Consider the following 10,102-nt stretch of genomic DNA (forward strand, 5'->3'; position numbering starts at 1 on the left):
GGTCAGCGCCTGATCCAACGCGGCCTCGCAGGCGCCGACCCGCCCGAGGCGGCCAAGGCATCCGGCCCGCACGGTGTGCGCCATGGCCTCGCCCGCGGCATCCGCCAGCTGGGCCAACTTCGCTGCGGCCGCCGACAATTCGGCTTCGATCTCCTCCAGGCGCTCGGGGTTCGTCAGCATCGAGAGCTGGCCGTCGAAGCACGTCCCCCATGCCGCGAGACGGCCGGAATCGCCCGCGCGGTCCCGCAGGTGCGCCACCGCGTCCGCCGCCGAGACCACCTCGCCGGCGGCCAGCAGCGCCTCACACCGGGCGATGAGCAGTTCGGCCTCTTGCTCGCTGTGATCGGGCAGCGGGTCGTCGAGCTCCTCGAGGGCATGCAGCGCCCTGCCGTAGAGGTCGGCTGCGCCCTCATAGGCCAAGCGCGCCATCGCCTGGTCCGCGGCACGCCGGCAGTAATCGACGGCCTTGCCCGCATTGCCGGCCCACGCACATTCGAAGTAGTGGTGGGCGAGATCGGCCAGCAGCTCGTCGTCGGCCCCCGGCTCGTTCTCCAGCGTCACCGCGATCTTCTGGTGCAGCCGCATCCTGCGGACCGATGCCAGTTCGGCCAGTAGCGACTGCCGCACCAGGGCGTGGTTGAACCGGTAGTGCCCGCCGGGCTCCTCGATCACCAGGCCGGCCTTGGCGGCCTCGTCGAACGCGTCGACCAGGTCGTCCCCGAGCACTCGCTCGACCAGGTCTATTGCGAAGCGGCTGCCGACCACCGCGGCCGCCGCCAGCGCCTTGTTCGCCTGTGCCGGCAGCCGCGAGAGCCTGCGGCTCACCGCTTCCCGTACACCTTGCGGCAGGGTGCTCGGATCCCAACGGCCGCCGCTCTCGTCCACATGGCGCAGCGCCTCGATCAGGAAGAAGGGATTGCCACCGGTGACCGCCGCCAGCGCGCGGGCCAGCTCGTCATCGTCGTAACCGGCTTCCGCGACGTACGCCGTCACGTCGTCCTCGTCGAGCCCGCCGAGGGTGAGCCGGTCGGCGGAACCGTCGCGGTGGAGATCGGCGAGCATCGCCGCCAGCGGGTGCGACCGGTCGAGGTCGGTGCTGCGGTACGTCCCGACGATGTGCACGCGACCGTGTTCTCCGAAGCGCAGCACATGCCGCAACAGCAGCAGCGTGGGTTTGGCGGCCCAGTGCAGGTCGTCGAGCACCAGCACGACGGGCGCGTCCGTCGACACCGCTGCCAGGAGCCCGACGACGGCGTCGAACAGTGCGTAGCGTTCGGTGTCCGCATCGGCGCGGGTCGGCACCGCGAGGTCGGGCAGAGCGTCGACCAGTCCGGGAACCAGCGGCAGCAGCGACTCGACGCCACGCAGGCGGCGCAGCCGATCGGGGCCGAGGCACGGCACCAGCGACCGCAGCGCTTCGGCGAAGGGTTGGTAGGGCGCCCCGAGGTCCTCGTCGCAGCGGCCGTAGAGGACCACGGCGCCCTGTTCATATGCCCGACTGGACCATTCTCCGGCGAGCCGCGTCTTCCCCACACCGGGCTCGCCGGCGATCAGCACCGCACGCGTCCCGGAGTCGAGCGCCGCCTGCCACGTGGCCATGCGTTCGAGCTCGCTGCCGCGGCCGACGAACGGTCCGGGCCCCGAGAGCACGGCGGGCAGCGCCGGCCGCTCGATCGGTGATTCGGCGGCGCGATCGCCGGTGTCAACGTCTGTGGTCCGGAGGCGCAGTTCGAAAACCCGCTCGGCACGCGCGAGGTTCTTGAGCTGACGCGACCCGAGGTCGGTCAACACGACGTCGTCGGCGAGGGTGTCCACGACCAGTTCGGCGGTGGCGCCCGAACACAGGATCTGGCCGCCGGAGGCCAGGGACCGCAACCGGGCGGCGCGGTTGACGGCCCGGCCGAAATAGTCGCCGTCGCGGAACTCGACTTCGCCGGTGTGCAGGACCACGCGGATGCGCATCGGATCGGCGAGCGCCCACGCCTCGTGACGCACGGCCTCCTGCAGCTCGATCGCGGCGGCGGCCGCAGCGGACGGCCGGTCGAACACCGAGAACGTCGCATCGCCCTCGCCCCGGGTCTTGATCAGCCGTCCGCCGCGGAACGTGACGACCTGCTCCACCATCTCGTCATGGCGGGCCAGCGCCACCGCCATGGCCCTGGCGTCCTTCTCCCAGGCCGCCGTCGACCCCTCGATGTCGGTGAGCAGGAACGTCACCGCACGCGTCACCACCGAATGCCGTTGCGACGCAGGCAGTTCCAGCCCTACGTCCTGCGCGACGATCGCGGACTCGAGTCGGCGCAGATCCGGTCCCGGGTCGACGCCCAGCTCGTCGGCCAGCAGTGACCTGGCCCGCTGGTAAGCCCCGAGCGCTTCACCCTGCCGCCCGGCGCGATAGAGCGCGAGCATCAGGTGACCCCAACGCCGCTCGCGCAACGGCGCATCGGCGATCGCCGCCTCGAGTTCCCCGATGATCTCCGCCGCCCGCCCCATGGAGAGCAGCGCTTCGGCCCGATCCTCGACCAGGGCCGCGTGACCCTCGATCCACCGCGTCTTCTCGGACGTTCCGCGTCGCCCCTCGGGCAGCTCGGGGGTACCGCGCCACAGTGTCAACGCCTCGTCGAAGCGGGTGACCGCCTCACTCGTCTCACCGGCGGACATCGCGTCGCGGCCCAACTTGGTTGCGGTGACGTAGCGGCTCGCGTCGATCTCTGTGGCGCTCACCCTCCAGCCGGTTCCCTCGGTGACGACGAACCCGTCGCCGAGCGCGCGTCGCAGGGCGGAGATGTGGGTCTGCAGAGCCTTGGCGGCGGTGCGCGGCGGATCGTCGCCCCAGAGCAGTTCGACGAGCGTGTCCGCCGGGACGACGGCGCCACCGTGCAGTCCGAGCATGCTGAGGACGGCGCGCGGTTTGGCACCAGGAACGGCGACCGGCAGACCATACTGCCGGACGTGCAGAGGACCCAGAACCCCCAGCTCCACCGTATGAACACTAGTCACCGGATGATCGTCGGACAGGCACTTCAACGGTCGGTCAAGGTCCGGTAAAGGCGCGACGAGAAACAGGCCGGCCCCGCAGGGCCGGCCTGTTCAACCGCTCGGGTCTAGACGGAGAGCAGTCGCTGGAAGAACTCGCGGTAGCGCTTGAGCGCCACGCGCAGATCCTCCGTCGAGGCGTCCTCGCCCCGCGCCCACTGCGCCTCCATCCGCGCGCGTGCCTCGGTGAAGCCGGAGGTGAGCTGGTCGACGACCTCCGACACGAGTGCGTCGGCCGTCTGGACACACTGTTTCGGATCATCGACGAAGCCGGCCTGCACGTCATTCCAGCGGGCGCGGAAACCGGACATCTCCGTCTCGCCGAACAGGGACAGGTCCGAATCCGCGTCGGTCGAATCCGCTTGCGGCCGGTCATGTTCGGACGACGGCTGCGCCATCCCCGGGTGACCGGTGGACGTCACCGTCTCCGACTGCACCGGCGCTTCGGCGCCGCGCGGCGCGTCGTCGAACGGCGAGTCGTTCTGCTGCAAGCCTGCGTGCTGCGGGTTCGAGTACTGCTGATCCGACTGCTGCGGGTCGGAATACTGCTGATCCGACTGCTGCATCGCGGAGTACTGCGCCCCGGGGTTCTGCGTGTCCGGGTACTGGGCATCGGGATTCTGTGGGTCCCGGAACTGCGGCTGGGTGGCCTGCGGATCGCCGGCCTGCGGATCCCGGTACTGCGGATCGGTGAACTGTGTGCGGTCTTCGTGTGTGGTCATGCCCGTGCCTCCTGGGAGTTGTTGCCCGTGTCGTGCGGCTGGTGCTGCGCGACGTCGAGGAGCCGCTCGAACAGGGCGCGGTAGTGCACGAACGCCTGTCGCTGCTCCTCGGTGCTGAGCTGCCGGCTCTGCTGCGCCAGATGGATGTCGTGCGCAGCGCGGTAGTTCTCGACCACCTGCGGGTGGTCGACGGAGATGTCGGAGGCGCGCTGGTCGAAGTCGTCGACCGGGTAACCGCGTTCGTTCATCACCTCGATGACGAGCCGGTCCGCCTCGGCGAGCGTGCCCGCCGGGTCGTCGACGAACGCCGTCTGCACGGAACGCCAACGCAGCGTGTACCTTTCGCCCGCTTCATGACTGAGGGGGACGATGTCGAGCTTCTTGCGCTTCTGTTCGCGCTTGGCGAGTTCCGCCTCGGCCGCCTTTTGGTCGCCCACCTCGGCGACCGTCCGTTCGTACTCGGGGCCGAAGGTGCCCTTGAGCCGCTCCGACCTCCTGCGTCGCATCGCCGGTCGGGCGACGATGAATGCGATCACTGCAATGACGATGACCGCCGCTATGACTATCCATCCCCAGTCAGGCATGGTGACCTCCTTGTCCACCGATGGGTTACCCGGCGGACGGGTCTACGGAAACGTCAATATCGATTCCGGTTCGGCGATCAAGCGTTTCGCGCCCCGCCGCGCGGGTAGCCGACACCCATGACCGCACCGGAACCCACGCCCCAGCAGGACGACGGAGCCGGCGATCTCGCCGACCAGGAGGTGCCGCCGGTGGCGCCCGCGTATTCGACGCCGCCACCCGATGCGCCGGGAACGGCCGAGAGTCAGGCTCCCGAGGGCGACCAGTAGTCGAGCATCTCCGCGAAGGTGCGGAAGGCCGCGCCCGACACCCCGTAGATGGGCTCGAAGTGGATGCTCAGCGGGAAGCCCAGCTCGGCGACGCCGTCGACGACGCGCTTGTACAGGTCGACCATCATGACCCGCCTGCGGTCGGGGTCGCTGGCCGCGAGTTCGCGCACGAAGTCCTGTTCGGCGGCGACCTTGGCGTTCCCGGCGTCCTGGATCAGCCAGTTGATCAGCCCGACCCGGGTCTCGACCGCGGGCACGAATCCGAAGGACAGCAGGATCTCGGGCCGGTGGTCGGTGGTGTCGGCGAGCTCGCGCAGGAACGGCACGATCGTGTCCGAGAACAGCAGCTGGGTCAGCGCGAACGTCGCACCCTGCTCGCACTTGAACGTCATGCGGCCCCGCTCGCCGTCGCGGGTGGGGATGCAGATGACCCCGCGGTTCGGCACCGTCGCGTCGTAGATCGACAGCGCGTCGGTCGGCGCGACGCCCGACCCCTCGCCGTCGCTCATGGTCCTCGGCACGCCGACGAACACGATGCCCTCGAATCCGGCGTCGCCGAGCACGGTCAGCCGCTGATCGAGCGCGGCCTTGTCGAGGAACGACGTGACCTGGGTGCAGATGCCCTTCACGCCGGGCAGCTCCGGCTGCAGCATGTGCCAGAAGTCCAGCACGTCGAGCTTCGGCTTCATCTCGATCGGGCGGTCGTCGTCCTCGGCGATCATGCCCGGGATCAGCACGTGTGACAGCCGGTCGTCGAGCCCGTACTCGCCGGAGAACCGCAGGACCTTCTGTGCGTCTTCGGCCGCCTTCTCCCGGCCGGACTCCACGTTCGGCGGGACGAGTTCGAGCGCGACGGTGTTGAGGCTCATGTGTGAAAGCTCCGGCATCTGACGACAGGCGGATCGGCCGACGGTGGTTACGTCGACCCCGCCGGGATTGGCCAACGATACCGGTGTTTCCTGGACGGGTGCGTAGCCGCCCGCCCGGCCGCCGTTCCACAGACACCGACGCGGAGGGGTCCCCATGCGTGACGAACACGCCGAACTGCTGCGTCGCCGCGCCCTCACCGAGGACGCCGCCCGCCCCGATGCGGTGGCCCGCAGGCACGCCGCCGGTGGCCGCACCGCCAGGGAGAACATCGCCGACCTCGTCGACGAGGGGTCCTTCGTCGAGTACGGCCGCTTCGCGATCGCGGCGCAGCGCAGCCGCCGCGACGTCGACGACCTGATCGCCCGCACCCCCGCCGACGGGCTGGTCGCAGGCACCGCCCGGGTCAACGGCGAGCTGTTCGGCGACCGCAGCCCGTGCGCGGTGCTGTCCTACGACTACACCGTGCTGGCCGGCACCCAGGGGGTGTACGGCCACCTGAAGAAGGACCGGCTGTTCGACCTGATCGAGCGCCTGCGGCTGCCCACGGTGTTCTTCGCCGAGGGCGGCGGCGGCAGGCCCGGCGACACCGACCACGCGACGGTCTCCTCGCTCGAGGTCCGGGCGTTCAGGCTGTGGGCCGGCCTGTCGGGCCTGGTGCCACGCATCGCGGTGGTGAAGGGCAGGTGCTTCGCGGGCAACGCGGTGCTCGCCGGCTGCTCCGACCTGGTGGTCGCCACCGCCGACACCTCGATCGGCATGGGCGGGCCGGCCATGATCGCCGGGGGCGGCCTCGGCGACGTCCATCCCGACGAGGTCGGCCCGATCTCGGTGCAGGAGCCCAACGGCGTCGTCGACGTGGTGGTGCCCGACGAGGCGGAGGCCGTCCGGGTGACCAGGACACTGCTCGGCTACTTCCAGGGCTCGACGCCGCCGGGCGCCGCCGCCGACCAGACGCCGCTGCGCACGGCCATCCCCGAGCGCGAGAGGCGCGCCTACGACGTCGCCCCGATCATCGAGACCCTGGCCGACGAGGGGTCGGTGACGTTCCTGCGGCGGCGCTTCGCCCGCGAGATGGTGACGGCGCTGGTCCGTGTCGAGGGTCGCGCCGTGGGCGTCATCGCCAACGACACCCGCTTCATGGCAGGCGCCATCACCGCCGCCGGGGCCGAGAAGGCCGCGCGGTTCCTGCAGCTGTGCGACGCCTTCGGCCTGCCGGTGGTGTCGCTGGTCGACTGCCCGGGCTACATGGTCGGGCCCGCCGCGGAGGCCGAGGGGCTGGTGCGGCGGGGTTCGCGGCTGCTGGTGGCGGGCGCCGCGCTGCGGGTGCCGCTGATCGCGGTGATCCTGCGCCGCGGATACGGGCTCGGCGCGCAGGCGATGACCGGCGGCGGACTGCACGAGCCGGTGCTGACGGTGGCCTGGCCCGGCGCCCACCTCGGCCCGATGGGCCTCGAGGGCGCGGTCCGGCTCGGCATGCGCAAGGAGCTGGAGGCGATCGCCGACGAGGCGGAGCGCGAACAGCGGGTCCGGGAGGCGACGGCGGCCGCCCAGGAGAACGCCCGGGCGCTCAACGCCGCGGCGATGTTCGAGATCGACGACGTGATCGATCCGGCCGACACGCGCGCGCTCATCGCGGCGACCCTCGCCACGGCCACCGCGCATGCGATCCCCGCGCCGCGGCGGCGGTTCGTCGACACCTGGTAGCAGCGCCCGAACGGTCGACTACTCCTGCCCGACGGGGCGGGCGTGCACGCCGGTGCCGTACACGTGCGTCAGGCCGTGTCGGTCGATCAGCGCCGCCGCCGCGGGCAGCACCGGGTGCGGGCCGATCGCGTCCACCCCGAGCGTGCGGATCTTCCGGTTCAGGCGGGCGGAGGCGCGGTTGACCTCGTCGAAGTCCCAGTCGTGCGGACTCCCCGAGTCCGGGTAGGTCGCCACCCACTTCATCGCCGTCTTGAGGGTGTTGTGGTTGGTGAAGCTCCAGCGCAGCTCGCGCTGCCGGAAGAAGGCGCCGAAGCTCAGCTGCACCAGTCCCCAGCCGCCGATCACCTTCCCGCCGAGGATCGGTTCGCCGCCGGCGCTCACGACGTGCAGCATCAGGTGCGTCCCGTGCTGCGCCATCGGCACCTCGTCGACCGCCCGGTAGCGGCCGATCGGCCTGCCGGGTTCGGCGTGCATGTCGTACACCGCGAAGTCGCCCTGCCCGAACACCGCGTCCAGGACGGCCCGGTGGTCGTCGTCCACCGCGTAGAAGCGCAGATGGGGCATCGCTGAACTATCACAGACCGCTGCGCTCCGTACCCTGGAGAGGGTGAGTGTTGAACCCGCCACCACCATCGAACTGCAGCACCGGTTCGCCGACGAACTCCCCGAACTGGCCGTCCGCTGGCGTGCCGAGCCGGCGCCGGAGCCGCGGCTGCTGCTGCTGAACGAGGCGCTGGCCGCCGACCTCGGACTCGACCCCGCGTGGCTGCGCAGCGTCGACGGCGTCGGCCTGCTGACCGGCAACCGGGTGCCCGACGAGGCGGTGCCGGTGGCCCAGGGCTACGCCGGGCACCAGTTCGGCGGGTATGTGCCGCGACTGGGCGACGGCCGGGCCCTGCTGCTCGGTGAGCGGGAGGACGCCGGCGGGCGGGTGCGCGACCTGGCGCTGAAGGGGTCGGGCCGCACGCCGTTCGCCCGCGGCGGCGACGGGCTGGCCGCAGTCGGCCCGATGCTGCGCGAATACGTGATCAGCGAGGCCATGCATGCCATGGGGATACCGAGCACCCGGTCGCTGGCGGTCGTGGCCACCGGCAGGCAGGTGCAGCGCGAGACGCTGCTGCCCGGCGCCGTGCTCACCCGGGTGGCGAGCAGCCACCTGCGGGTGGGCAGCTTCCAGTACGCGACCGCGTCGGGCGACAGCGAGGTGCTGCGCCGCCTCGCCGACCACGCCATCGCCCGCCACCACCCCGCGGCGGCCGGGGCCGAACACCCCTACCTCGCGCTGTTCGAGTCGGTGGTCGACGTGCAGGCCCGGCTGATCGCGCAGTGGATGCTCGTGGGCTTCGTGCACGGCGTGATGAACACCGACAACATGACGATCTCGGGCGAGACCATCGACTACGGCCCGTGCGCGTTCATGGAGGCCTACGACCCGGAGACGGTGTTCAGCTCGATCGACAGCTGGGGCCGCTACGCCTACGGCAACCAGCCGGCTGTCGCGCAGTGGAACCTGGCCCGCTTCGCCGAGGCGCTGCTCCCGCTGTTCGCCGACGACCAGGAACGCGCCGTCGCGATCGCGACGGAGGCGCTCGGCGGGTTCACCCAGCGGTATCAGGCGGCCTGGTCGGCGGGCATGGCGGCCAAGCTCGGCCTGCCCGCCGACACGCCGGCGTCGCTGGCGACCGACCTGCTGGCCCTGCTGCACGCCAGCCAGGTCGACTTCACGTCCTTCTTCCGCCACCTCGGCGCAGCGGCGCGTGGCGACGCCGAACCGGCGCGGGCGCTGTTCGCCGACCTGGCCGGCTTCGACGCGTGGGCGGCGGCGTGGCGGGCAGCGGGTCCCGACCCGGCGGTGATGGACCACGCCAACCCCGTCTACATCCCGCGCAACCACCTGGTCGAGGAGGCGCTGGTGGCGGCGACGGCAGGCGACCTCACCCCGGTGCAGCAGCTGCTCGAGGTGCTGGCCCGGCCCTACGACGAGCGGCCCGGCCTCGACCGCTACGCCGAACCCGCGCCCGGCGACTTCGGCAGCTACCGGACGTTCTGCGGCACCTGACCGAGCTCGCCCAGCCGGCAGGCCATCGCGTCGGCCGCCCGCGCCTGCGCTGCGTTAGTCGGCCTTGCGGTTGTCCTTCTCGACCTCGGCGAGTTCCTCGATGCGGTCGGCCTGCGCCTTCTGCTGCGCCGCGGCGGCCCGCTTGTCCTGCGCGTCCTCGCGCTTGGCTGCCGCCTGCTCGGTGGCCTTCCGCTCGGCCGCCGTGATCTCGTCCTTCTGCTGACGCTTGGCGGCCTCGGCGGACTTCACCCGCTTCTCGGCGACGTCGTCGGCCCGGTCCTTCACCGCGGCGGTGCGCTTGCGCGCGGTCTCGGCGGCGTTGCGGGTCCGCTCCTGGGCGGTCTCGCGGGCCTCGCGGACCTCTTCCTGCTTGGTCTCCTGCGCGGCCTTGCGCTCCTGTACGGCCTGGTCCCGCTTGGCCTCGAACTCGGCGTCGGCCTTCACCTTCTTCGCCTCCGCCGCCGCGTCGAGGCGGGCGGCCCGGCTCAGGGTGTCGCTGCGCTCGACGGACGCCGCTCCGCGCTGGACCAGTTCCTGGTCGTTGAGGGCGCCGCCGACGGTGGCGTCGAGGATCCCGAGCGAGCGCTCGTAGAACAGCCGGGCCGGCGTCTCCTCGGGGAACCGGGACACCACCCGCTGTTCGATCAGCTGAAGCGGGAAACGGGCGAGCTGGTACTGGAACCGCAGCACGGCCACGGGTAATTCGGTGATCTTCACGAGTGTCTCCTAGGTGTTCTGTCAGGACTGGTCGGCGGGCGGCGCCTGCCGGCGGATCCGCTCGGCCTCGGCGTGGGCGCTGGCCGCGGCCTGCTCTGCGGCACGGTGTTCGGCGTCGGCGTCGACAACCTCGGCGGCTGCCG

The 10,102-nt window shown here is 71.4% G+C and carries 9 protein-coding genes; 3 read left to right on the top strand and 6 right to left on the bottom strand.

From position 1 onward, the window contains the following. From Q2100_RS26590 to Q2100_RS26600, 3 genes are all read right to left on the bottom strand, one after another. The coding region (locus tag Q2100_RS26590; protein ID WP_302916479.1) for an ATP-binding protein at positions 1-2,982 on the bottom strand (2,982 nt) is incomplete at its 3' end. 122 nt (positions 2,983-3,104) lie between these two features. Further along, entirely contained in the window at positions 3,105-3,758 is a 654-nt protein-coding gene (locus Q2100_RS31790) for a hypothetical protein (RefSeq protein ID WP_328518141.1), read from the bottom strand. Continuing rightward, entirely contained in the window at positions 3,755-4,342 is a 588-nt protein-coding gene (locus tag Q2100_RS26600; RefSeq protein ID WP_264010632.1) for a hypothetical protein, read from the bottom strand. The genes Q2100_RS31790 and Q2100_RS26600 overlap by 4 nt, the downstream gene beginning before the upstream one ends. 117 nt (positions 4,343-4,459) lie before the next feature. On the opposite strand from Q2100_RS26600, the gene Q2100_RS26605 reads away from it, so the two are divergent. Beyond that, positions 4,460-4,609 carry a hypothetical protein gene (locus Q2100_RS26605; RefSeq protein ID WP_269896028.1) on the top strand — a complete coding sequence of 50 codons (150 nt, stop codon included), beginning with the start codon at positions 4,460-4,462 and terminating at the stop codon, positions 4,607-4,609. Here Q2100_RS26605 and Q2100_RS26610 read toward each other — a convergent pair. Beyond that, on the bottom strand, positions 4,585-5,478 hold the full coding sequence (locus tag Q2100_RS26610; protein WP_264010630.1) for a mycobacterial-type methylenetetrahydrofolate reductase: 894 nt from the start codon (positions 5,476-5,478) through the stop codon (positions 4,585-4,587). The genes Q2100_RS26605 and Q2100_RS26610 overlap by 25 nt on opposite strands. A 154-nt stretch (positions 5,479-5,632) precedes the next feature. Here Q2100_RS26610 and Q2100_RS26615 point away from each other — a divergent pair, with 154 nt between their 5' ends. Further along, the gene (locus Q2100_RS26615) at positions 5,633-7,183 is read left to right on the top strand and encodes an acyl-CoA carboxylase subunit beta (RefSeq protein ID WP_302916475.1); all 1,551 of its coding nucleotides are present in this window, start codon (positions 5,633-5,635) and stop codon (positions 7,181-7,183) included. 18 nt (positions 7,184-7,201) lie between these two features. Here Q2100_RS26615 and Q2100_RS26620 read toward each other — a convergent pair whose 3' ends face one another. After that, complete coding sequence (locus Q2100_RS26620) at positions 7,202-7,747, bottom strand: hypothetical protein (RefSeq protein WP_302916476.1); 546 nt, start codon at positions 7,745-7,747, stop codon at positions 7,202-7,204. Positions 7,748-7,790: 43 nt separating this feature from the next. Here Q2100_RS26620 and Q2100_RS26625 point away from each other — a divergent pair, with 43 nt between their 5' ends. Continuing rightward, on the top strand, positions 7,791-9,242 hold the full coding sequence (locus Q2100_RS26625) for a protein adenylyltransferase SelO (protein WP_302916477.1): 1,452 nt from the start codon (positions 7,791-7,793) through the stop codon (positions 9,240-9,242). A gap of 54 nt (positions 9,243-9,296) precedes the next feature. Here the strand turns inward: Q2100_RS26625 and Q2100_RS26630 are convergent, their stop codons facing one another. Next, positions 9,297-9,959, bottom strand: coding sequence for an IF2 family translation initiation factor (locus Q2100_RS26630; protein ID WP_302916478.1), 663 nt, complete (start codon positions 9,957-9,959; stop codon positions 9,297-9,299). Positions 9,960-10,102 lie beyond the last annotated feature (143 nt).

The organism is Mycolicibacterium arseniciresistens, from assembly GCF_030519285.1.
Taxonomy (GTDB): domain Bacteria; phylum Actinomycetota; class Actinomycetes; order Mycobacteriales; family Mycobacteriaceae; genus Mycobacterium; species Mycobacterium arseniciresistens.

Excerpts from the sequence above, each read along its gene's own strand:
- Q2100_RS31790 (WP_328518141.1), bottom strand. The coding sequence starts at position 3,758 with ATGACCACACACGAAGACCGCACACAGTTCACCGATCCGCAGTACCGG.
- Q2100_RS26600 (WP_264010632.1), bottom strand. The coding sequence starts at position 4,342 with ATGCCTGACTGGGGATGGATAGTCATAGCGGCGGTCATCGTCATTGCA.
- Q2100_RS26605 (WP_269896028.1), top strand. The coding sequence starts at position 4,460 with ATGACCGCACCGGAACCCACGCCCCAGCAGGACGACGGAGCCGGCGAT.
- Q2100_RS26610 (WP_264010630.1), bottom strand. The coding sequence starts at position 5,478 with ATGAGCCTCAACACCGTCGCGCTCGAACTCGTCCCGCCGAACGTGGAG.
- Q2100_RS26615 (WP_302916475.1), top strand. The coding sequence starts at position 5,633 with ATGCGTGACGAACACGCCGAACTGCTGCGTCGCCGCGCCCTCACCGAG.
- Q2100_RS26620 (WP_302916476.1), bottom strand. The coding sequence starts at position 7,747 with ATGCCCCATCTGCGCTTCTACGCGGTGGACGACGACCACCGGGCCGTC.